Raw genomic sequence first — 20,935 nt, 5'->3', positions numbered from 1 at the left:
TCGAGTCTGTGCGCCCGGGCGGGCGCGGATGGGTCAGGGGGCGGTGGGGGCGAGGGTGCCGGATGCCGAGAGGGTCTCGGCGATCGCACCGTCGATGCCCCGCTCGACGATCGTGTCGAGCAGGTCGCCCACGCGGTCGACGAAGGCGGTGCGGTGCGCGAGGTCTTCGCCGAACAGCTGGAGCTCGACGATCGCGCGGGCGGCGAGGTCGCGGCCGCCGCGGGTGGCGACGGCGGTGAGGCGCTCGCGCGCCGGGTCGGTCATCGCCGCGGCGTGGGGGCCGGGGTCGAAGCCCGCGGGCGGGGCGATGCAGGCGAGGTACGCGGCCACGGTGAGGGCGATCAGGTGCGGGAACTCTCCCCGCTCGAACGCCTGGGCGACCGGGCCGGGGATGCGCTGGCCGAGCTTGACCGACCCGTCGGAGCCGACCTGGCTCGTGCGGTGTCCGAGCGCGCTGTTGCCCCAGCGGGCGAACAGGTCGCGCTCGTACGCGCCGATGTCGACACCGCGCGGAGCGGTGACCGAGGGCTCGTACTCGTTGCGCAGGATCGCGGTGGCGGCGGCTTCGACGTCGGTCAGGGCGATGGCATCCGGGATCGTAGGAACCCCGCGCAGGGCGCCGAGGTAGGCGATCAGCGAGTGCGTGCCGTTGAGCAGGCGCACCTTGAGCAGTTCGTACGCGCCCACCTCGTCGGTGAACACCGCGCCGCCGGCCTCCCACGCGGGGCGGCCGCCCGCGAAGCGGTCTTCGATCGCCCACATCGTGAACGGCTCGGCCGGCACGGGGACCTCGTCGCGGACGCCGAGGAGAGCGGCCACGCGGTCGGTCAGCTCGGGGGTGGTCGAGGGCACGATGCGGTCGACCATGCTCGAGGGGAAGGTCACGGCGCGGTCGAGGTAGGCGAGGGCCTCGGCCGACTCGGCATCCGGAAGCTCCTGCAGGAAGGCCCGCACGAGCTTCTCGGTGTGCGAGCCGTTCGACAGCAGGTTGTCGCAGCTAAGGATCGCGATCGGTTCTCCGCCCGCCGCGGCCCGGCGCTGAAGCCCGCGGGCGAGCTGGCCGATGGTCGAGCGGGGGGCGCCCCCGCGCAGGTCGGCGGCGACGATCGGGTCGGCGACGTCGAGGCGCTGGGTGGCGTTGGAGTAGCTGTAGCCGTTCTCGGTCACCGTGAGCGTCGCGATGCGGATGCGCGGGTCGGCGAGGTCGGAGACCACGCGGGCCGGGTCGTCGGCGGCGACGTACGAGTCGGTGTGCACCCCGGGGATGTCGAGGGTGGTGCCCGCGGGCGAGACCGTCGCGACGGAGTAGAGGTGATCCTGCGCGTGCAGGGCGTCGACGACCCGGCGCGAGCGCGAGGCGACGCCGACGATGCCCCAATCGCCGCCCTCGGCGCGCATCGCGGCCGCGGTGTAGACGGCCTGGTGGGCACGGTGGAAGCTGCCGAGTCCGAGGTGCAGGATGCCGGCGCCCGAGGGGACCGCGGGGACGGCCGTGGGGAGGCTCGCGCCGCGGCGCAGGATCGCGCTCATGCGCGGGCTCCCGTCGAGGCGGCGGGGCTCGACCGGGGGAGATCGTCGATGATCGGCATGAAAGCAGTGTGCAGTGTTTGTACAAACTTGTCAACAGTTTTCAGGTCGGCATGCACGATGATGGAAAGACGGCAGAGAGACGGTGGTGATGGCGGCGAACCTGACCGAGGTGGCACGGCACGCGGGTGTGTCGATCGCCACGGCGTCGCGCGCCTTCGGCGAGCCCGACCGCCTCGCCCCCGCGACCCTCGAGCGTGTGCGTCGCGCCGCGGCCGAGCTCGGCTACGCCACGCCGCAGGCCGCCGTCGGCACCCGCACGATCGCGGTAGTGGTGCCGGATGCCGCGAACCCGGTCTATGCGACCCTGCTCAAGGCGATCCAGGGGCAGGCGTGGCACGGCCGGCACCGCATCGTGCTGTTCGACGCCGACGAAGACCTACGCCGCGAGCGCGAGGCGATCGAGCTCGGATGCCGCACCGACGGACTGCTGCTGTGCTCCCCGCGCCTCCCCGAGCGCGAGGTTCTCTCGCTCGTGGCCGACACCCCTCACGTCATCGTCAACCGCGTGATCGACGGCGCCGTGTGCGTCGTGATGGACGCCGAGCGCGGGCCGACCCAGGCGGTCGAACACCTCTCCGCCCTCGGCCACCATCACGTCGCGTACGCCTCCGGCCCGCACGGGTCGTGGGCCGACGAACAGCGCGCCGACGCCGTGGCGCGCGCGTGCGAGCGCTTCGGCATCCGCCTCACCCGCCTGAGCAACCACGCCGCGTCCATCCAGGGCGGGCGAGCGGGCGCCGCGGCGGCCGTCGCCAGCGGTGCCACCGCGGTCATCGCCTACAACGACCTCGTCGCCCTCGGGCTCGAAGCCGGCATGGCCGAGCTCGGGCGCGTGTGCCCCGACGACGTGAGCCTCGTGGGCATCGACGACATCGAGCTCGCCGGAGCCGTCACGCCGAGCCTCACCACGGTGCGGATGCCGATCGCCCGCGCCGGAGCCCTCGCGGTCGACCTGCTGCTGCAGGCGATGTCGGGCACGGCGTCGGTCGGCGAGACCGTGCTGCCCTCGCAGCTCATCGTGCGCGGCTCGACGGCCCCGCCCTCCGCCGCGCGCTGATCCGCGGCGGCGTCCCGCGCCGAGCGGAACCGCCGAATCGCCGACGCCGCATCGGATCGACGAGGCCGCATCGAATCGACGCCGCGCGAATGCGGTCTCGGCGAAGGGGTGCGTCTTCGGCATCCGCCCCCGCTCGAACCCACGACCCGCTGCGCGCCCGGCGGTGGGACAATGGGCCTATGGCCGAGCAGCCCGCCCCCGAACGACCGGTGTACGTCCGCGACGACATCGAGACCGTGACCGTCCGCCGCGCGCCGAAGTACGGCGTCTTCCTGGCCGCCGGTGCCTTCCTCGGCATCCTGGCCGCCCTCATCCTCACGTACGCGATCGACGGCGCCAACCTCAGCCCCTACACGCAGGTTGTGTACTCCGAGCTCCAGGTCTTCGGCTTCACCGCGCTGATCTGCGTCGTCGTCGGCGTCGTGCTCGCCGCGATCGTCGCCCTCATCTTCGAGCGCACGCTCGGCGGCCGCACCCGCCAGGTGATGGTCGACCACGAGCAGTACGAGGTCTGACCCGCGTCACGCCAGTTCGGCGATGATCGGGTGGATCGCCGTGTCGAACGCGGCGACGTCGCCGCGCAGGCCGTCGGTCACCGCGACCGTGAGCGAGCCGATCCACCACACACCCCGCTGGGCGAGCGGGAGCACCTGCACGTTGAGTTCGAACGAGTGCGCGCGTCGCCCCACGATCCGCTCGTGCGCGGCGATCGCGCTCGCGTAGGCGCGGTACGACACCCCCGGTCGCGCCGCCGCCTCGCGGGAGTAGCGGTCGTGCGACAGGCGCGCGAACTCGACGGCGTCGTCGGCGTGGTCGGAGATGGCCGCGCGCAGGGCCTCGGCTCGCCCCTCGGGGAGGGTGACGAGAGTGTCGAAGCCGTCGATGAGCTCGAGCGGGACGGGGGAGGGGTGCGCCTGCGGTTCGACGGTCATGGCCCAGAACTCCCGCCACTCGCGTTCGAGGCGGGCCTGCGCGTCGTCGGACCTCGACACCGTGAGCGGCGCGGGCACGCGGCGCAGCGCCGGGAGCTCTTCGGGGGCCCGGATGCCGATGACCTGGCGCAGATAGAGCGCGACGAGCACCGATTGCGCCGCGTCTTCGCGGATCACCCACTCCGGCTGCCCGCCCGTCATGGCGTCATTGTAGGGATTCGCACCGGGTGTGCGACCGGGCCTTGCGCCGACGCGCGGACACCCGCGCGTGTCGAGCCCGGGTAGTCTGTTGCGGTGGCTTCCGCTCCCCACGAAAACCCATACTCCGCCGCAGGCGTCGATACCGCCGCCGGAGATCTCGCCGTCGAACTGATGAAGTCGGCCGTGCGTCGCACGCACGGGCCCGAGGTGCTCGGCGGGGTCGGCGGATTCGCCGGTCTCTTCGACGCCTCCGCCCTGCGCGACTACGCGCGGCCCCTGCTCGCGACCAGCACCGACGGCGTCGGCACGAAGGTCGCGATCGCGCAGGCCATCGACAAGCACGACACGATCGGCGAAGACCTCGTCGGCATGGTCGTCGACGACATCGTCGTGGTCGGTGCCCGTCCGCTGTTCATGACCGACTACATCGCGTGCGGCAAGGTCGTGCCGCAGCGCATCGCCGACATCGTCGCGGGCATCGCGCGCGGCTGCGCGATGACCGGCACCGCGCTGGTCGGCGGCGAGACCGCCGAGCACCCCGGCCTGCTGGGCATCGACGACTACGACGTCGCGGGTGCCGCGACCGGTGTGGTCGAGGCCGACCGCATCCTCGGCGCCGACCGCGTGCGCAGCGGCGACGTCGTGCTGGCGCTGGCCTCCAGCGGCCTGCACTCCAACGGCTACTCGCTCGTGCGCCACATCATCACCGGCGCGGGCATCGCGTACGGCTCGGCCTCGGCCGAGCTCGGCGGCACGTGGGGTGAGGCGCTGCTCGAGCCCACGCGCCTGTACACCTCGCCGCTGCTGCGCCTGCTCGACGACGGCGCGGTGGGTTCCGGCATCCACTCCCTCAGCCACGTCACGGGCGGCGGCATCGCCGCCAACCTCGCGCGCGTGCTGCCGCAGGACACCTGGGTCGACGTCGACCGCTCGACGTGGAGCCCGTCTCCGGTGTTCCGCGTGCTCGCCGACATGGGCGGCCTCGACCTCACGGCCACCGAGGGCACCTGGAACCTCGGCATCGGCTTCCTCGCGGTCGTCGCCCCCGAGGTGGCCGACGCCGCGATCGCGGCGCTGCAGGCCGAGGGCATCGCCACGTGGCAGGTCGGCGTCGTGCGCGACGGCGCCCGCCCCGAGGGCGAGTACGAACAGGGCGCCAAGGGCGTCGACGGAGGCGCCGTGCGCCTGGTCGGAACGTATGCGGATGCCGGCACGCCGGCGAACGGAGCCAGCTAACACCTCATGTGCGGCATCGTCGGCATGGCCGGGCAGGGCCCGGTCAACCAGGAGATCTACGACGCGCTCCTCCTTCTCCAGCACCGGGGACAGGATTCCACGGGCATGGCCACGGCCGAGTCCAGCGGCGTGTTCCACATCCACAAGGCCCGCGGCCAGGTGCGCGAGGCGTTCCGTACCCGCGACATGCGCGCCCTGCTCGGCGACATCGGCCTCGGACACGTGCGCTACGCCACCAAGGGCACCGCGTCGAACGAAGAAGAGGCCCAGCCCTTCTACGTCAACGCGCCCTACGGCATCGTGCTGGTGCACAACGGCAACCTGACGAACACGCGCGAGCTCACGGGCGAGCTGTTCCACAAGGACCGCCGGCACCTGAACACCAGCAGCGACACCGAGCTGCTGGTGAACATCCTCGGCTCCGAACTGCAGTCCGAGATCACCGGTCCCGACCTCGACCCTGCCCAGGTGTTCCGCGCGGTGGCCCGCGTGCACGAGCGCGTCGAGGGGTCGTACGCCTCGATCGCCCTCATCGCCGGCTACGGCCTGCTCGCGTTCCGCGACCCCTTCGGCATCCGCCCCCTCATCCTCGGCAAGCGTCCCGCAGCCCAGGTGCCGGGCGGAGAGCCGCGCGACGAGTACATCGTGGCCTCCGAGTCGCTGGTGCTCGAGAACGCCGGCTTCGAGGTCGTGCGCGACCTGCTGCCCGGAGAGGCGGTGTTCATCACCCTCGACGGGACGCTGCACTCCCAGCAGTGCGCCGAGAACCCCACGCTCGCGCCGTGCTCGTTCGAGTACGTCTACCTCGCCCGCCCCGACTCGGTCATGAACGGCATCTCGGTGTACGAGACGCGCCTGCGCATGGGCGAGCGCCTGGCCGACACGGTGGCGAAGTACACCCCGGCCGGGACGATCGACGTGGTCATGCCGATCCCCGACTCCGCGCGTCCGGCCGCGATGCAGGTGGCCCGCAAACTCGGCATCGAGTACCGCGAGGGCTTCTACAAGAACCGCTACGTCGGCCGCACCTTCATCATGCCGGGGCAGGCGGTGCGCAAGAAGAGCGTGCGACAGAAGCTCAACGCCATGTCGACGGAGTTCCAGGGCAAGAACGTCCTCCTCGTCGACGACTCGATCGTGCGCGGCACGACGAGCCGCGAGATCATCCAGATGGCGCGGGATGCCGGGGCCAAGAGCGTGACGTTCGCCTCGGCGGCACCGCCGGTGCGCTACCCGCACGTGTACGGCATCAACATGCCTTCGCGTCACGAGCTCGTCGCCCACGGACGGACGATCCCCGAGATCGCCGAAGAGCTCGGCTGCGACTACCTGGTCTACCAGGAGGTCGACGACCTCAAGGCGGCCATCATGGAAGGCACCGACCTCACCGACCTCGACATGAGCTGCTTCGACGGTCGCTACGTGACGGGGACCGTGTCGGAGGAGTACCTCGCCTGGGTCGAGGGCAGCCAGGAGTCTTGACCCGCCGCAGCGCGGGAACCATCGCCCTCGCCGCCACGGCGATCGTGCTGCTGGCGTTGACGCTGCGCATCGCGGTCGCGTCGTTGTCGCCACTGCTCGATGAGATCGGTCGCGACTTCGCGTTGCCCACGGCGGTGGTCGGTCTCATCGGCATGGCGCCCCCGGTCGCGTTCGCACTGTCGGGCATGGTGACCCCCGCGATCGAGCGACGGGTCGGGCTCGAGCGCACGGTGCTGATCGCGGCGATCGTGGCGGCCGCGATGCTCGCGGCGCGGGCGGCCGCGGGCAACGCGTTGACGCTGCTCGCGGCGACGGCCGGGGTGTTCGCGGCCGTCGGGGTGGCGAACGTGCTCATCCCCACCGTGGTGAAGAAGTACTTCCCCGAGCGCATCGGCCTGATGACGACCGTCTACAGCACGACGATGGCGGTGGCGACCTTCACGCCGCCGCTGGTCGCGGTGCCGCTGGCGGGAGCCGTGGGGTGGCGCGGGTCGTTCGTGGTGTGGGCGGTGGTCGCGGTCGCGGCGGTGCTGCCGTGGGTGGCGCTGAGCCTGCGTGCCCGCGCGTCGCGCACCGACGCCGTCGACGAGCCGCGGACGGCCGTGCTCTCGCGCCTCGTGCGCGTGCCGCAGACGTGGGCGCTGGTCGTCACGTTCGCCGTCAACTCCTCGGTGGCCTACGGCATGTTCGCGTGGCTTCCGCCGCTGTTGATCGATGTGGCGGGAGTGGATGCCGCGGAGGCCGGCGGACTGCTCGCGCTCTTCTCGTTCATGGGTCTGCCCGTGTCGCTGCTCGTCCCGCTGTTGGTGGCGCGCCTCGGGCGCACGACCCCGTTCTACGTCGTCGCGGTGGTGACCGGCGTCGTCGGGGTGACCGGATTGCTCGTCGCCCCCGGCGCCGCGACCGTGCTGTGGGTCGTGCTCATCGGCATCCCGCCGCTGCTCTTCCCGCTCACCCTCGTGCTGTTCGGCCTGCGGACGCGCCAGCACGAGACGACCGTCGCGCTCAGCGGGTTCGTGCAGAGCGTGGGATACGCGATCGCGGCCCTCATGCCCCTCGCGCTCGGCCTCACGCACGAGATCACCGGAGGCTGGACCACCGGCTTGATCGTGCTCGGCGTGGTCATCGCCTGCGCGGCCCCCGCGGGGATCGTGATGGCGCGTAGCGAGAGCGTCGAAGACGCGTGGGAGCGCCGCACCGGCCGCACGTGGTGACGGCGGGGCGAGCGCCCCGACGGACACGAACGAAGGGCGGCGACAAGAAACGTCACCGCCCTTCGGCGTATCTGTTCATCGGGGTACGACGATCACCGCTCCGGACCGATACGGCCTCGCGAGGGGAAAGACGAACGCGAAGGCGTCAGGCCTTCTCGTTGTCGTACTCGTCGCTGTACTGGTCGGCCCACTTGTCGACGTACGCGTCTTCACCCGGAGCGGGTGCACCCAGTTCGCGCTCGAGAGCCGAGTAGTTCACCGAATAGGTGTCGTACTTCAGCTCACGGGCGATCTTGGTGTTCTTCGCCTTCTGACGGCCACGCCCCATGCGAGACCCCCTCACGATCGACGTCGAGGGCCGCTTGAGAGCCCTGCGTATTGCGGTTCCGGACCGAGCCGGTAAGAGTAACAGCCAGGATATCACGGCGCATTCCGGCCGAGCCGTCGTGGGCTCGCGGGGGAGCGCCCCGTCGCGACAGGAGCCGTTATGACCGATCAGCCCCGCCCGGACCAGCCCCGTCCCGAGACCGCGACCGGCGCGGTCATCGCCGGTGTCGTCCCCGGGCAGTCGTCGCGGGTCGTGCGCGAAGCGGCCCGGTACGCCGCGCTGTCGAAGGCGCCGCTGATCGTGGTGCACGTCGACACCACGCGCTTCGTCGCGTTCGAAGACCCCGACGGCTACGTGCACTCCTCGACCGTCGACGTCGCGGGCGCCGCCGCCACGGCCGCCCTCGACGAGGTGCGTCGCGCGGCGGGCGAGGCGCTGGCCGGCCGCGACCTCGACTGGAGCGTCCGGCAGGTGATCGGCGACCCCGCCCTCGCCCTCATCCAGCTCGCCGACGAGGTCGATGCCGGACTGCTCGTGGTGGGCACCCGCAAGCGCGGGATCGGCGAGTCGTTCCGGGAGTTCCTCACCGGTTCGGTCGCGGCGCGGCTGAGTCATCGGCAGCGCCGGCCGGTTCTCGTCGTTCCGCTCGGAGAACCGGCCGCCGCCGATGAGGAGCTGCCCTGGGAGTGAAGCGTCAGCCGCGCATCGCCCGGGTCACGGCCTCGGACGCGTCGCGCAGTGCCGACTCGATCTCGTCGACTCCGGATGCCGCGAGCTCGCCGCCCCGCGCGACGTGGGCGCGCAGTTCGCTGCGCACGCGTCCGCGGAACTCGTTGATCGCCGCATCGGCGCGCGAGAGCTGCTCGCGACTACGGGAGCGGGGATCGTCGGCGGGCACCGACTGCGCCTGCTCGCGCTCTTCGCGGGACGCCGCGGCGAGGTCGGCGCGCAGGCTGCGCATGGCGTCGCGGACGCTTCCGCGCACCTCGTCGGCGATGAGCCGCACGCTGTCGGCGAGGCCGGCCTGGATGCCCTCGAGGTCGCCCGAACGCGATGCGACCTCGGCGCGCCCGGCATCCGTGATCTCGTACACGGTCTTGCGACCGTCGACCGACTTGGTCACCAGGCCCTCTTCCTCCAGCTTCGACAAGCGGGGGTAGATGGTGCCGGCCGAGGGGGAGTAGGTGCCGCCCGTGCGCTCGGACAACGCCTGCATGAGGTCGTAGCCGTGGCGCGGGGCCTCATCGAGCAGGCTCAGGATGTACAGGCGAAGATCGCCATGGGAGAAGACGGGGCTCATCACCACTCCTCCTCTCCGGCGAGTTCTTCGGGACGAAGGCCGGAGATGCCGCGGCGCAGCACCGTGATCTCGCCCGAGACGGTGTTGGCGCGGACGTCGACGAACTGACCCGCGAGGGCGCCGGTCGAGCCGGTGTAGTTGGTCGGGCCCTTGCCCGAGCGCACCTGGCCGTCGATCTGCACGCGCCCGCTGACCGACCGTGACACGTAATTGGCGGGCAGCGAGCGGTCGAGGCGGATCGTCCCGGTGCCGCTCACCGAGTTCAGCGAGATGGACTGCGTCGGCCCCGTCGAGTCGACGAGCATGGCGCCCGAGACCGTGTCGATCGAGGCCTTGGTGATGCGGCCGGTCGCGGCGACGTCACCCGAGACGCTGTTGGCGCTGAGCGCACCGTCGAGCTCGCGCACCTGCACGTCGCCGGAGACGGCGTTGAGGTCGACGTCGCCGACGAGGCCGTCGACGATGATGTCGCCCGACACGGTGTTCAGACGCACGTCGGTGCGCAGCCCCGAGACCAGTGCGCTCGCGCTGACCACGCCGAGGGTGAGGGCGACGTTGCGGGGGACCGCGACGCTGACCTCGGCCTTCGGGCCGCCGGCGCCGAAGTTGCGGAAGACCTCGAGGAAGTTGTCCCACCGCAGTTGGGGGTGGTCGATCTCGAGGCGGCCGTCGACCATCTCGATGCGCAGGTCTTTCACGGTGACGCCGTGCACTTCGATGCGTGCCTCGGGTTCGTCGTGGGCGATGACGTCGACCTGGCCGCCGACGAGTCCGATCTTCAGCTCGCGCAGCGCGCCGACGTCGATGACGCGGGTTTCGCCGGGGTGGACGATCCATTTCTCCATGGTTGATGCTCCTCACTCGCGATATATCGCGTTGAGTCCAGTATCGCGATATATCGCGAGTGCGTCAACCCCGAAAGGCATGAGTGCGCTGTGAGGTCGCCGACAGAGAGGTCCCGGAGCTCGTCGAACGGACCGGGGTGCGCGGTGACCTCGGCACGGCCGGGGAGGTCCCTGAGCCTGTCGAAGGGACCGGGACGCACGGGTGCCCGAGCGCACGGGGAGGTCCCTGAGCCTGTCGAAGGGACCGGGTCCCGCGCGGGTCCGGTGGCTTCGACAGGCTCAGCCACCTCCGCACGGCCGGTGGCTTCGACAGGCTCAGCCACCTCTGCGCCCGGTGCCTTCGACAGGCTCAGCCACCTCTGCGCCCGGTGGCTTCGACAGGCTCAGCCACCTCGCGCTCGGAAACGACGGATGCCGCGCCCTCGGTGAGGAAGCGGCATCCGGAGCGGGTGATACCCGCGTGGTCGTGGGGCGCTCCGAAGGCGCCGGCGCGACGATCAGACGGGCTTGCGACCGCTGATGAGGCGGAACAGCAGCACGATCAGCGCGATGAGGCCGACGATGATGGCGACCCACAGCAGGAAGCTGGCCGCCTGGCTGAGGCCGCTGACGATCGCGATGACGATCGCGGCGATGATGATGATGATCAGGAAGATGTTCATGGGGGGCTCCTTGCACGCCGCCTCGTGGGCGGCACCTGGCGAGTGGGTTTTGTCCAGCGTGTCACTGCCGACGCCGCCCGCCCCCGGGCTTGACGCCCCTCGAAATCGGCTGATAGCCGGACTGTTGTCAACCCCGCGGACCGCGGCGCGAGCACGGTCGTACGGTCGAGCCATCCGTCGGAAGGAGCCGATCATGCCCCAGGGGCGAGGATCCAACAGTCTGAAAGATCCCGATCTGTACGAGGAGCTGCGCACGCAGGGCGACTCGAAGGAGAAGGCCGCGCGCATCTCGAACGCGGCTGCGGCGCAGGGTCGCGGCACGGTGGGCGCCAAGGGCGGGCACGCCGAGGACTACGAAGACCGCACGGTCGCCGAACTGAAGCAGCGCGCGAAAGAGCTCGGCATCTCCGGGTACTCGGGCAAGAAGAAGGCGGAGCTCATCGACCTGCTCCGTTCGCACTGATCCATGGCGCGACTGATCCGCGTCCGGCCCTACGAGGACCCGGGCTACCGGCGCGTGCGTTCCGGCTCGGGGTTCCGCTTCGTCGACCACACCGGAGCCTCGGTGCCCGAGCGCGACGCGGAGCGCGCTCGCGGCCTGGTCATTCCGCCCGCGTGGCGCGAGGTGTGGATCGCGAAGGAGCCGAACGCGCACATCCAGGCCGTCGGCACCGACGAGGCGGGGCGACGGCAGTACACCTATCACGCGGACTGGTCGAAGAGACAGGACAAGGGCAAGTTCGCCCGAGCGCTGCAACTGGCCGAGGCGCTTCCGCGGGCGCGCTCCCGGGTGACGCAGTCGCTCCGACGGGCCGAGGCCGATCGCGAACGCGTGCTGGCGGTGTCGTTCCGCTTCCTCGACCTCGTGGCGCCGCGCGTCGGCAACGCGCGCTACTTCGTCACCAACGGCAGCCGCGGCCTGACGACCCTGCAGCGCCGGGATGCGACCGTCGACGGCGACCTCATCCGTCTGTCGTTCCCGGCCAAGAGCGGCAAGCGGGCGGAGCTGTCTCTGCGCGACGCGGAGTTCGCCGCCATCGTCGAAGAACTCGCGTTCGGGCGTCCGCGTGCGGCACTGCTGACCTTCAAGCGGGGCCGGCGGCGCGTGCCGCTGACCCCCGGCGACGTCAACGGGTACGTGCGCTCGCTCACGGGCGGGCCGTTCAGCGCGAAGGACTTCCGGACGCTGCGCGGAACGATCCTCGCGGCGGAGTCCCTCGCGAAGGTCGGCGCCGTCGGTGGCAAGAACGAGCGCAAGAAGGCCGAGGTCGCCGCCGTCCGCGCGACCGCAGAGGCCTTGGGCAACACCCCCGCCGTGGCGCGGGCGAGCTACATCGACCCGCGCGTGTTCTCGCTGTACCGCAAGGGCCGCACGATGGAGCTCGGCGGCTCGAAGGACGCCGCCATCCGGCGGCTGATCCTGGGGGAGCGACCCTGACGTTCGCGCCCGGGGGCCGCGGGCGTAGGGTGGCGCGGTGAGCATGTGGCGCGACGTCGTCCTCGTCGCCGTGGGCGGCGCGATCGGCACCGCCGCGCGCGCGGGGCTGACGCTCGCGTTCGGCGACGACCTGGGGCCCGCTCTCGTGCCGATCGTCAACGTCGTGGGGGCGTTCGCGATCGGCATCCTGTTCGGGTGGAGAGCCTGGATGCCGCAGTCGTCGCGCGCCCAGCGGGTGCAGCTGTTCGTCGGCACGGGAGTGCTCGGCGGCTTCACGACCTACAGCTCGCTCGCCGTCGAGTCGGCGGATCTCGGGCTGCTGTGGTGGGGGGTGGCGACGGTCATCGTGGGCACCGCGGCGGCCTGGGTGGGCGTGTTGCTCGGCCGGGGCGGGCACGCCCGCGTCTGACGCTTGTCGAACCGGTCGAGTAAGTGGTACAAATGTGCCACTTACCGACGTGGGTTCGCCGCGCCGGCGACCCGACTCCGGAGGTTCGACGATGAACGCCGCCCCCAAGATCGTCACGCTCGGCGCCCACGTGCTCGACACGATCGTGCAACCCGTCGATGAGATCCCCGAGGGGCAGGGGTCGCTGCTCGTGGATGAGATCGTCATGTCGGCCGCCGGTCCCGCCGGGGGCACCGCGCTCGTGCTGACGAAGCTCGGTGCGCAGGTGGTCACGAGCGGCGCCGTGGGCGACGACGTCACCGGACGCGTGCTCGTCGGTCTTCTGCGCGACGCGGGCGTCGACGTGACCCACCTCATCACGGGTGAGCTGCCCACGTCGGCATCCGTGCTGCCCATCCGCTCCGACGGATCGCGACCCGCCCTGCACGTGGTCGGGGCGAACGCGCTCGCGGCCGACGTCGTGCCGTGGGACGCGCTCGCCGCCGCCGAGCACGTGCACGTCGGCGCTCCCGAGCTGCTCGGGCCCGAGAACGTCGTCGAGATCCTCGAGTACGCCCACGCCCACGGAGCGACCACCTCGCTCGACTTCCTCATCGGCGGCGAACCGGCCTTCTACGCCCTCATCGAGCCGCTGCTGCCGCACACCGACTACGTGCTGCCCAACGCCGAGCAGGCGATGGGGTGGACCGGTGCCGCCGACCTGGTCGCCGCCGCCCGCGCCCTGCACGCGGCCGGAGCCCGCGTCGTCGCGGTGACCGACGGCGGCGGCGACGTCGTCGTGGTCGAAGAGGATGCCGTCGAGTTCGTCCCGATCGTCCCCGCCGAACCGGTCGACACCAGCGGCGGCGGCGACGCCTTCTCAGCGGGCTTCGTGTACGCCAAGCTCCGCGGGCAGTCCTCTCGCGACGCCGCGCGCTTCGGTTCGGCCACGGCGTCGCAGGTGGTCGCGGGAGTGGGCACCGATCACGGCGTGTACGACGCGGCATCCATCGACGCCCTCCTCTCGGCAGCGGCGCGATGACGGCCGCGACCGTGGGGGATGTGCGCGAGGCCGTGGCGAGCGCGTGCCGCTCTCTCGCCGCGCAGGGACTCGTCAAGGGCACCGCGGGCAACGTGAGCGTGCGGGTCGAGGGCGGCATCGCCATCACCGCGACCGGGGTCGTGTTCGCCGCGGCGGTCGCCGACGACGTGGTGGTCGTCGACGCCGACCGGCGCGTGGTGACGGGCTCGCTCGCCCCCAGCTCGGAACTCGATCTGCATCGGGCGGCCTACACCGACGACGCCGTGGGGGCCGTCGTGCACACCCACGCGCCGGCGGCGGTGGCGGTGTCGCTGGTGTCCGACCGCCTGCCGTGCGTGCACTACCAGCAGATCGCCCTGGGCGGCGAGATCGAGGTCGTGCCGTTCTCGGTGTTCGGTTCCGCCGAGCTCGCCGCCGACACCGGTGCCGCCCTCGCCGTGGCCAACGCCGCGATCCTCGCCCACCACGGGGCCGTGACCACCGGAGGCGACCTCGCCGACGCGGTGGCGAACACCGCGGTGCTCGAATGGGCGTGCGACATCTACCTCCGCGCCCGCGCGGCCGGCGACCCGGCCGAGCTCAGCCCCGACCAGCAGGCCGCGGTGATCGCGGCGGCCGTGGCGACGGGGTACGGACAGAAGCACGAGGTGTGAGATGGATGCCATGACCGCCACGACCTTCTCGTCGACGAGTCCGCTCGACGGCAGCGTCGTCGACACGTTCCCGGTGCACCGCCCGGACGACGTCGACGCGGCGGTCGATCGTGCCCGCCGCGCGGCGGCGTCGTGGCGGGCCCTCGGCTTCGCGGGGCGACGCCGCGTGCTGCACGCCTGGCGCCGCGACATCGTGGCGCACCTCGACGACCTCATCTCGCTCGTACGCGCCGAGACGGGCAAGCCCCGGGGCGACGCGCGCCTCGAGATCATGCTCGCGCTCGACCACCTCGCGTGGGCGGCCACGCACGCCCCGCGCACCCTGCGCCGACGGCGGGTGGGATCGGGCGTGCTGATGCTCAACCAGCACGCGAGTGTGGGGTACGTGCCCTACGGCGTCGTGGGGGTGATCGGGCCGTGGAACTACCCGGTCTTCACGCCCATGGGCTCCCTCGCCTACGCGCTCGCCGCGGGCAACGCGGTGGTGTTCAAGCCGAGCGAGTACACCCCCGGCGTCGGCGCCTGGCTGCAGCGGGCGTTCGTGCGCGCCGGCGGGGCCGCCGACGTCTTCTCTGTGGTGACCGGGTTCGGCGAGACGGGAGCCGCCCTCTGCCGCGCGGGTGTCGACAAGGTGGCCTTCACCGGATCCACCGCGACGGGCAGAGCCGTCATGGCCGCGTGCGCGGAGACCCTCACCCCGGTCGTCATCGAGGCCGGTGGCAAGGACGCCCTCCTCGTCGATGAGGACGCCGATCTCGCGGCGGCGGCCGAAGCGGCCGTCTGGGGTGCGTACTCGAACGCGGGGCAGACCTGCATCGGCATCGAGCGCGTCTACGCCCACGCCAAGGTGTACGACCGGTTCGTCGAGGCCGTCGCCGAGCGCACGCGCGAACTGCGCGCCGGAACCGGCGACGACGCCACGCTCGGTCCGCTCACCATGCCGCGCCAGGCCGACGTCGTGCGTGCGCACGTGGCCGACGCGCTCGCGCGGGGCGCGACGCCGCGCGTGGGCTCCGTCCCGGGCGCGGGCACGACCGTGCAACCGGTGCTGCTCACCGACGTCGACGAGCGGTCATCGGCCGTGCGGGACGAGACCTTCGGCCCCACCCTGGTCGTCAACCGCGTGGCATCCATGGACGAAGCCATCGAGAAGGCCAATGCCGTGCGGTACGGGCTCTCGGGTGCGGTGTTCTCGAAGCGTCGCGGCCGCGAGCTCGCGCTGCGCCTGCGCGGCGGAATGATCGCGATCAACTCGGTCATCTCGTTCGCCGCGATCCCCTCCCTGCCGTTCGGCGGCGTGGGCGATTCGGGCTTCGGGCGCATCCACGGGGCGGATGGGCTCCGCGAGTTCGCGTACCCGAAGGCGCTGACCCGTCAGCGCTTCCCACTGCTGACGCTCACGACCATGCGCCGCACCCCCACGGTCGACCACATCGTGGAGCGGATCATCCGGGCGCTCTACGGCTGAACCCCGAGGGCGCGGATGCCACGGGCTCTCGGCATCCGTCGACGATCACCGCACCGAGCGCACCCGCATGATGATGACCGAGCCCAGCAGACCCGCCAGGCCGCTGGCGACGAAGAGGCCCGCGAACCCGCCGAAGAGCACGACCGCCCCGGCCCCGAGCAGTGGTCCGAAGGCCTGCGGGCCGGCGAGGGCGATGTTCATGATTCCGACGTCCTTGCCGCGCGTCTCGGCCGAGGGGAGCACCTGCGTCGCGAGGGCCTGATCGACCGCGAAGAAGCACCCCTGGCCGAGGCCGAGCAGCACGGCGCCGATCACCGCGGTCGATTCGGCCGGGGCGACGGCCAGCAGCAGAGCCGAGACCGCCTGCGCCACCCCCGAGGCGAGCACGAACACGCGTCGGCGCTGCACGACGTCGCTGAGCTTGCCGAGGGCGACGGATGCCACGATCGTGACGACCATGTAGATCACCGTCGTGAAGACGAGGAAGCCGGTCGGGTCGGCCACCCGCAGCGCGAAGGTGAAGAAGTACAGCAGCATCGTCGTGGCAATGGCGTTGCCGAGGTTGATGAGCACGCGGCTCGCGACCGTCCACGCGAAGTCGGGGTGCCGCCGGGGGTCGACCCAGATCGAGGAGAGGATCGTGCGGGCGGTGAGCGGGCCGAGCAGGGCCGCCTCGGCATCGGTCAGCGGTACGTCGCTCAGCACGAGCAGGAACGGCACCGCGAGGGCGAGGTTGCACACGGCCAGGGCGAGGTAGCCCGAGGCGGTGGTGGTGAAAACCGCGGTCACCAGCACGATCCCGAGCAGGATGCCGAGAGCGTTCGGGGCCGAGATCCAGCCCGAGACGAGCCCGCGCTGACCGGCCGGCACGCTGTCGGCCATCACCGCGGTGAGCGCGGCCGACGCCATGCAGAAGCCGATCATCACCGCGGTCCACATCACCACGGTGCCGAGGGTCTCGGTCTGGACGCCGAGCAGGGCGAGTCCGACCGACGCCACGACGACCCCGCCGAAGATCCACGGCCGCCGCCGGCCGAAGCGGGAGCGCGTGCGATCGCTCAGCGCGCCGACGATCGGATACGCCACCACCACGAAGGTCCCCGCGACCGCGCTGACCAGGCCGTACGCGACCAGCGAGACCAGCCAGTCGTCCGACGCGTGCTGGGCCGCGATCTGCAGGGGCAGCAGCACCTGCACCGGCACGAGCTGCGCCATCCACAGCCCGAGCCAGACTCCGGCGAACGCCGCGATCCACCCCGCCCGCACGGGACGCGTCGGTTCGGCATAGGCCGTGGGCGTCACCAGCGGCGCGTCGGGGATCACCGGCCGCCGCCCGTCCGCGCGGCCGAGAGCGTGTCGAGGGCCCACCGCCCGGCATCCGCCACTGCCTCCCGGGCGTCGCGCAGGGCTCCGCACGCGTTGAAGAAGCCGTGGATCTGGTCGGTGTGCGTCACGAGCCGCGTGGGCACGCCCGCGGCCTCGAGGCGCTCGGCGTAGGCGACCCCCTCGTCGCGCAGCACGTCGAAGCCCGACACGGCGACGTAGGCGGGAGCGAGTCCGGCGAGGTCGGCGGCTCGCAGGGGAGAGACCAGGGGATCCTCCGCGCGGCCCCCGCCGCTGACATAGTGCGCGGCGTACCAGTGCATCTGCGCCGCGGTGAGGAAGAACCCGTCGCGGAACAGCTCGTACGACCGGTGTTCCCGAGACAGGTCGGTCACGGGGCAGAACAGGATCTGGAAGGCGGGGGCACCGCCGGCATCGTCGCGCGTCACCGCCGCCACGACCGCCGCCATGTTGCCGCCCGCGCTTTCGCCGCCGACGCCGACGGTCTCCGCGGTCCCCCCGAAACGCGCCACGTTGTCGCGCACCCACCGGAACGCGTCGACGCCGTCGTGCAGCCCCGCGGGGAAGGGCGACTCGGGTGCCAGGCGGTAGCCGACCGAGACCACCGTCAGGCCCGAGGTCTTCGCGAGCGTGCGGCACGTGGCATCCGCGCTGTCGACCGAGCCGAGCACCCAGCCCCCGCCGTGGAAGTAGACGATGACTCCGGATGCCGCGACGTCGGTGCGCGCGCGGTAGACGCGGCCCGGCACGCTCCCTGCTCGCGTGGGGATCTCGATGTCGGAGCGCTCGGCCAGGCGGATGCCGCTGGCGAAGGTCCACGCCTCGAGCTCGATGTGCGCGCGGGCCTCGTCGAGCGGGAGGCGCTCGAAGTGCGCCCCGGGGGAGTCGTTCATCACCCGCAGCGACGCCTGCACCGCGGGGTGCAGGGTGTGGCCGTCGACCACGACGGGGCGGCCGTTCACCGCGCGGAGCGCGGCGCGCGGGAGTGAGCCCAGGGCGCGCGCGCCCCAGCGGAGCAGGTGGTCCTGGGGACGGGGTCGGATCATCGCGGAGCCCTTCTGTCGATCACGGCATCGGGATCGACTATCGGGTTACTTTATTGCACACACGTACCGTTTTGTGTGACGAAGATGTGAACTCACTCGCGACGAGCAGCGATGCGCGAGAGAAACCTGTACGTTTGTGCCAACTAGGCGGGCGAGCGATCCCCTTCGCCGAGCGACGAGGTCGCGGCGAGGGTCACGAACCCCACGATGGCGGCGCGCAGGGCGTGCGCCAGGGACTGGAACTGGACCTCTTCGGAACGGGCGATGCGATGCAGGGCGAAACCGTCGATCAGCGCGACGACCGCGGCGGCGGCGTGCGGATCGGTCACGCCGTTGGTCTGCAGCACGGCCGCGGCGAGCGCCCGCGTCTCGTCGAGGATCTGCTCGACGTGTACGCGCAGCGCCGGATGCCGCGACGCGAACAGGTAGATCTCGAACTGCGCGACCGTGTGGTCCTGCGACTGGCTGCGCACGATCTCGACGAACTCGTCGATCGCCGCCCCCGGACTGTTCGCGCCCGAGACGAGCACGGAGCGGAACCGCTCGAGTCGCTCGAGCTCGGCGGCCATGGCGTGCGCGACGGCCTCGCCGATCATGTCGTCGAGCGAGGCGAAGAAGTAGGTCGTCGACGAGTGCGGCACTCCGGCTGCGGCGGCCACCGCCCTGTGCGTGACGGCGGCGATGCCCCCCTCGGCGATGATCGCGATCGTGGCGTCCAGCAGCAGCTCGCGACGCGCGCGGCCCCGGGCCCGCATCGATCGGCTCGTCGTCTCGCTCACGCTGTCCTCCTCGCCGGCCGCACCGGTCGGTGTCGCACCAGAAACGGAGCAAGCCTATGACCGCACCCTCGAGAGCCGTGGACGAGTCGGCCGCTGCCGACGTCGATGTCGTCGTGATCGGCGCGGGCCTGTCGGGTCTGACCGCCGCTCATCGTCTTCGTCAGTTCGGGGCGCGCGTCGCCGTGTTCGAGGCCGCGTCGCGCGTCGGCGGGCGCGTGGCGTCGGCGCGGGTGGGCGGCGTGCACGTCGATCTCGGGGGCACCTTCGTCGGTCCGGGGCAGGATCGCATCGTCGCCCTCGCCGACGAGGTGGGGGTCTCGCGCTTCCCGACGTACACGGCGGGGCAGAACGTCATCCGCTGGCGCGGTCAGCACCGCCGGTACCGCGGCACCGTGCCGCCGGTGGGGGCGAGCCTGCTCGATGTCGGCCGCGTGCAGCTGACGCTCGACCGCCTGGCCCGATCGGTGCCCTGCGGCGACCCCGCGGCCGCGCCGCAGGCCGCGCAGTGGGACACCGAGAGCCTCGGTTCGTGGCTGCGCCGCTCGCACGCCTCCGCCGCCGCTCGCGACCTCATCGCGATCGCCGGGCGCACGACGTGGGGCTGCGAGCCCGACGAGATCTCGTTCCTGCACGCCCTGCACTACATCCACCAGGCGGGTGGGCTGCCGGCGATGCTCGACACCGCCGGCGGCGCGCAGGAGGAGCACTTCGTCGAGGGCTCGCACGAGATCGCCGTGCGTCTCGCCGCGGGGCTCGGCGACGCGCTGCGCCTCGATTCGCCCGTGCGCCGCGTCGAGGCGGACGGCGGCGAGGTGCGGGTGTCGACCGATCGCGAGACGGTCCGCGCGCGAGCGGTGATCGTCGCGGTCCCGCCGTCGCTGCGCACGCGCATCGAGTTCTCGCCCGCGCTGCCGCCCGTGCAGACGCAGATGTCGCAGCGCTGGCCCGCGGGAGTGCTGTCGAAGGCCTACGCGGTCTACGACCGCCCGTTCTGGCGCGACCACGACCTGTCGGGTCAGGGGGTGTCCGACACCGGCCCCGCCTTCATCACCTTCGACGCCGGTCCCGCCGGTCCCGACGCTCCCGGCGTGCTGCTCGGCTTCATCGGGGGTGTCTACGCGCGCGAGTGGGACGACCTGCCCCTCGCCGAACGCCGCGGCCGGGCCCTGTCGTCGTTCGCCGACCTGTTCGGGCCGAAGGCGCTGGATGCCACGGGCTACATCGATCAGCGCTGGGGTGCCGAGCCGTGGGTCGCCGGCGGCCCCACCGCCGCCCCCGGGCCGGGAGCGGTCGTGCCTTACGCGTCCGCCCTCGCCGCCCCGGTGGGGCGCGTGCTGTGGGCGGGCACCGAGACCGCGAGTCGGTGGACCGGCTTCATGGACGGCGCGGTGCGCGCGGGGGAGCGCGCCGCGCTGCAGGCCCGCGCCCTGCTCTCCGATCCCTCGACCGACGACGAACAGACGGGAGCCCTGCGATGACCTGGCGCCGCGAATACACGCACCTGACGACCGCCTCCGCCGAGGCGGTGTGGAAGAGGTGGACGACCCCCGCCGACTGGGCCGTCGACGACCCCGACCTGCGCGAGGCCGCGTTCGCGGCGCCGCCGCGCGTGGGCGCGGGAGGCCGTGTGCTCAACCACGGGACTCCCGCGCAGCGCTTCACCTTCACCGAGCTGCAGCCGGGTGTCGCGATGAACTTCCGCATCGGTCTGCCCGGGGCGGTGCTGTCGTTCCCGCACCGTATGCGCCAGACGCCGAACGGTCTGTCGGTGACGCACGCCGTGGAGATCTCGGGTCCCCTCGCCGGGGTGTTCGGTCCGCTGGTCGGGCGCAAGATCGCCGCGGGTCTGCCGGCGGTGGTGCGCCTGGTGACGACGAACGCGCTCGCCGACATGGCCGCCGACGCGCGCGAGGGCTAGCCCGTGTCGGTG

The 20,935-nt window shown here is 72.1% G+C and carries 23 protein-coding genes; 14 read left to right on the top strand and 9 right to left on the bottom strand.

Features of this window, described 5'->3' with window-relative positions; translation table 11 throughout:
• Window positions 1-33: 33 nt before the first annotated feature.
• Window positions 34-1,530 (bottom strand): mannitol dehydrogenase family protein, encoded by a 1,497-nt coding sequence (locus ABXS86_RS09025; RefSeq protein ID WP_353664194.1) that lies wholly within the window; start codon window positions 1,528-1,530, stop codon window positions 34-36.
• A gap of 148 nt (window positions 1,531-1,678) precedes the next feature.
• Here ABXS86_RS09025 and ABXS86_RS09020 point away from each other — a divergent pair, with 148 nt between their 5' ends.
• Window positions 1,679-2,647 (top strand): LacI family DNA-binding transcriptional regulator, encoded by a 969-nt coding sequence (locus ABXS86_RS09020; RefSeq protein WP_307208542.1) that lies wholly within the window; start codon window positions 1,679-1,681, stop codon window positions 2,645-2,647.
• A gap of 179 nt (window positions 2,648-2,826) precedes the next feature.
• Window positions 2,827-3,162, top strand: coding sequence for a potassium transporter Trk (locus ABXS86_RS09015; protein ID WP_353664193.1), 336 nt, complete (start codon window positions 2,827-2,829; stop codon window positions 3,160-3,162).
• A gap of 6 nt (window positions 3,163-3,168) precedes the next feature.
• Here the strand turns inward: ABXS86_RS09015 and ABXS86_RS09010 are convergent, their stop codons facing one another.
• Entirely contained in the window at window positions 3,169-3,780 is a 612-nt protein-coding gene (locus ABXS86_RS09010) for a zinc-binding alcohol dehydrogenase (protein WP_353664192.1), read from the bottom strand.
• A 93-nt stretch (window positions 3,781-3,873) separates the two neighbouring features.
• Here ABXS86_RS09010 and purM point away from each other — a divergent pair, with 93 nt between their 5' ends.
• Genes purM through ABXS86_RS08995 form a run of 3 tightly spaced genes read left to right on the top strand, consistent with a single transcriptional unit; the run spans window position 3,874 to window position 7,712 of the window.
• Window positions 3,874-5,016 carry a phosphoribosylformylglycinamidine cyclo-ligase gene (purM, locus tag ABXS86_RS09005; protein WP_353664191.1) on the top strand — a complete coding sequence of 381 codons (1,143 nt, stop codon included), beginning with the start codon at window positions 3,874-3,876 and terminating at the stop codon, window positions 5,014-5,016.
• 6 nt (window positions 5,017-5,022) lie between these two features.
• Window positions 5,023-6,498 carry an amidophosphoribosyltransferase gene (gene purF, locus ABXS86_RS09000; RefSeq protein ID WP_144830250.1) on the top strand — a complete coding sequence of 492 codons (1,476 nt, stop codon included), beginning with the start codon at window positions 5,023-5,025 and terminating at the stop codon, window positions 6,496-6,498.
• Entirely contained in the window at window positions 6,495-7,712 is a 1,218-nt protein-coding gene (locus ABXS86_RS08995) for a CynX/NimT family MFS transporter (RefSeq protein WP_353664190.1), read from the top strand. Before purF ends, ABXS86_RS08995 begins: the two co-directional genes overlap by 4 nt.
• A 145-nt stretch (window positions 7,713-7,857) precedes the next feature.
• Here ABXS86_RS08995 and ABXS86_RS08990 read toward each other — a convergent pair whose 3' ends face one another.
• The gene (locus ABXS86_RS08990) at window positions 7,858-8,040 is read right to left on the bottom strand and encodes a DUF3073 domain-containing protein (RefSeq protein WP_056225789.1); all 183 of its coding nucleotides are present in this window, start codon (window positions 8,038-8,040) and stop codon (window positions 7,858-7,860) included.
• A 159-nt stretch (window positions 8,041-8,199) separates the two neighbouring features.
• On the opposite strand from ABXS86_RS08990, the gene ABXS86_RS08985 reads away from it, so the two are divergent.
• On the top strand, window positions 8,200-8,730 hold the full coding sequence (locus tag ABXS86_RS08985; protein WP_307208592.1) for a universal stress protein: 531 nt from the start codon (window positions 8,200-8,202) through the stop codon (window positions 8,728-8,730).
• 4 nt (window positions 8,731-8,734) lie between these two features.
• On the opposite strand, the gene ABXS86_RS08980 is transcribed toward ABXS86_RS08985, so the two are convergent.
• The 3 genes from ABXS86_RS08980 to ABXS86_RS08970 form a co-directional block, all read right to left on the bottom strand.
• Window positions 8,735-9,340 carry a PadR family transcriptional regulator gene (locus ABXS86_RS08980; RefSeq protein WP_144830239.1) on the bottom strand — a complete coding sequence of 202 codons (606 nt, stop codon included), beginning with the start codon at window positions 9,338-9,340 and terminating at the stop codon, window positions 8,735-8,737.
• Window positions 9,340-10,185, bottom strand: coding sequence for a DUF4097 family beta strand repeat-containing protein (locus ABXS86_RS08975; RefSeq protein WP_307208604.1), 846 nt, complete (start codon window positions 10,183-10,185; stop codon window positions 9,340-9,342). Before ABXS86_RS08975 ends, ABXS86_RS08980 begins: the two co-directional genes overlap by 1 nt.
• Window positions 10,186-10,682: 497 nt before the next feature.
• On the bottom strand, window positions 10,683-10,847 hold the full coding sequence (locus tag ABXS86_RS08970) for a hypothetical protein (RefSeq protein WP_186325427.1): 165 nt from the start codon (window positions 10,845-10,847) through the stop codon (window positions 10,683-10,685).
• 193 nt (window positions 10,848-11,040) lie between these two features.
• On the opposite strand from ABXS86_RS08970, the gene ABXS86_RS08965 reads away from it, so the two are divergent.
• From ABXS86_RS08965 to ABXS86_RS08940, 6 genes are all read left to right on the top strand, one after another.
• A complete protein-coding gene (locus ABXS86_RS08965; RefSeq protein ID WP_144830232.1) occupies window positions 11,041-11,310 on the top strand; it encodes a Rho termination factor N-terminal domain-containing protein in 270 nt (89 codons plus the stop codon).
• A gap of 3 nt (window positions 11,311-11,313) precedes the next feature.
• Window positions 11,314-12,285: a DNA topoisomerase IB gene (locus tag ABXS86_RS08960; protein ID WP_353664189.1), complete on the top strand. Its 972-nt coding sequence runs from the start codon at window positions 11,314-11,316 to the stop codon at window positions 12,283-12,285.
• A gap of 43 nt (window positions 12,286-12,328) precedes the next feature.
• Window positions 12,329-12,694 carry a fluoride efflux transporter FluC gene (locus tag ABXS86_RS08955; protein ID WP_353666239.1) on the top strand — a complete coding sequence of 122 codons (366 nt, stop codon included), beginning with the start codon at window positions 12,329-12,331 and terminating at the stop codon, window positions 12,692-12,694.
• Between the two features lie 91 nt (window positions 12,695-12,785).
• On the top strand, window positions 12,786-13,715 hold the full coding sequence (locus ABXS86_RS08950; protein ID WP_353664188.1) for a carbohydrate kinase family protein: 930 nt from the start codon (window positions 12,786-12,788) through the stop codon (window positions 13,713-13,715).
• Entirely contained in the window at window positions 13,712-14,368 is a 657-nt protein-coding gene (locus ABXS86_RS08945; RefSeq protein ID WP_353664187.1) for a class II aldolase/adducin family protein, read from the top strand. The genes ABXS86_RS08950 and ABXS86_RS08945 overlap by 4 nt, the downstream gene beginning before the upstream one ends.
• A gap of 10 nt (window positions 14,369-14,378) precedes the next feature.
• Window positions 14,379-15,836, top strand: coding sequence for an aldehyde dehydrogenase family protein (locus ABXS86_RS08940; RefSeq protein WP_353664186.1), 1,458 nt, complete (start codon window positions 14,379-14,381; stop codon window positions 15,834-15,836).
• A 45-nt stretch (window positions 15,837-15,881) separates the two neighbouring features.
• Here the strand turns inward: ABXS86_RS08940 and ABXS86_RS08935 are convergent, their stop codons facing one another.
• The 3 genes from ABXS86_RS08935 to ABXS86_RS08925 form a co-directional block, all read right to left on the bottom strand.
• A complete protein-coding gene (locus ABXS86_RS08935; protein WP_353664185.1) occupies window positions 15,882-17,159 on the bottom strand; it encodes an MFS transporter in 1,278 nt (425 codons plus the stop codon).
• Entirely contained in the window at window positions 17,156-18,226 is a 1,071-nt protein-coding gene (locus ABXS86_RS08930; RefSeq protein ID WP_353664184.1) for an alpha/beta hydrolase, read from the bottom strand. Before ABXS86_RS08930 ends, ABXS86_RS08935 begins: the two co-directional genes overlap by 4 nt.
• 143 nt (window positions 18,227-18,369) lie before the next feature.
• The gene (locus tag ABXS86_RS08925) at window positions 18,370-19,005 is read right to left on the bottom strand and encodes a TetR/AcrR family transcriptional regulator (protein WP_353664183.1); all 636 of its coding nucleotides are present in this window, start codon (window positions 19,003-19,005) and stop codon (window positions 18,370-18,372) included.
• 56 nt (window positions 19,006-19,061) lie between these two features.
• Between ABXS86_RS08925 and ABXS86_RS08920 the strand changes: the two genes are divergently transcribed.
• A complete protein-coding gene (locus ABXS86_RS08920; RefSeq protein ID WP_353664182.1) occupies window positions 19,062-20,483 on the top strand; it encodes a flavin monoamine oxidase family protein in 1,422 nt (473 codons plus the stop codon).
• Window positions 20,480-20,923 (top strand): SRPBCC family protein, encoded by a 444-nt coding sequence (locus ABXS86_RS08915; protein WP_353664181.1) that lies wholly within the window; start codon window positions 20,480-20,482, stop codon window positions 20,921-20,923. The genes ABXS86_RS08920 and ABXS86_RS08915 overlap by 4 nt, the downstream gene beginning before the upstream one ends.
• The last annotated feature ends 12 nt before the right edge of the window (window positions 20,924-20,935 follow it).

The sequence above is a fragment of the Microbacterium sp. che218 genome, assembly GCF_040436305.1.
Classification (GTDB): Bacteria; Actinomycetota; Actinomycetes; order Actinomycetales; family Microbacteriaceae; genus Microbacterium; species Microbacterium algihabitans.
Note: the sequence above shows the minus strand (reverse complement) of the source record. Positions and strands in the feature narration are given on the sequence as shown.